1 protein-coding gene is annotated in these 630 nt (G+C 26.3%); it reads right to left on the bottom strand.

What is annotated here, in order from left to right; all coding sequences use genetic code 11:
- Positions 1 to 255: 255 nt before the first annotated feature.
- Positions 256 to 630: transposase (locus tag AWT72_RS08725; protein WP_156413149.1), on the bottom strand; the 375-nt coding region annotated here is incomplete at its 5' end.

The following is a 630-nucleotide window of genomic DNA, read 5'->3' as shown; positions in this document are numbered from 1 at the left end:
AACTGATTTGCAGCCCTTTTCATTTATAGGAAAAGAATGTATAATACTTTTATAAATAATTAATAAAAAAATAACTAATTATTAATCTTTCAATACAAGTGGAAACTGAACTTTGGTTCGGTTTTTTACTTTATAAGGAGACCAACTATGATTTGTCAAGTATAAAATAAAAAATAAATAGTTGGATAAGTAATTGAATTTTTGCATCACAAAATTAGTAGTAATCTACTTAATTTTAAAAATTTAAATAATTGCCTATTTAAGATAATCTGTATCAAAAGATATATTATCTTTCAAAAGTTTGTAAATAATACGAACGAGTTTAGATGCTAAATGTCCTAAGGCATTGTAATGTCTTTTACCTTGATTTATCTTTAATTTGTAATATTTCGCAAATATGTCATTGTTAAGCGATAACTGCCAAGCAGTATTAATTAAAGTATATCTAAGGAGTTTAGAACCACGTTTAGACATTCTAGTTTGTGGAGCATTAAAGTTACCTGATTGTTTTACAACAGGATCAAGTCCACAAAAAGCAACTAATTTAGCTGGAGAAACAAACTTATCAATATTTGGAATCTCACCTATTAAAATGGCTGCATTATTCTCTCTAACACCAGTTATTGATTT

Origin of the sequence: Oceanivirga salmonicida (assembly GCF_001517915.1) — a bacterium.
In the GTDB taxonomy this organism is placed as follows: Bacteria; Fusobacteriota; Fusobacteriia; order Fusobacteriales; family Leptotrichiaceae; genus Oceanivirga; species Oceanivirga salmonicida.
Note: the sequence above shows the minus strand (reverse complement) of the source record. Positions and strands in the feature narration are given on the sequence as shown.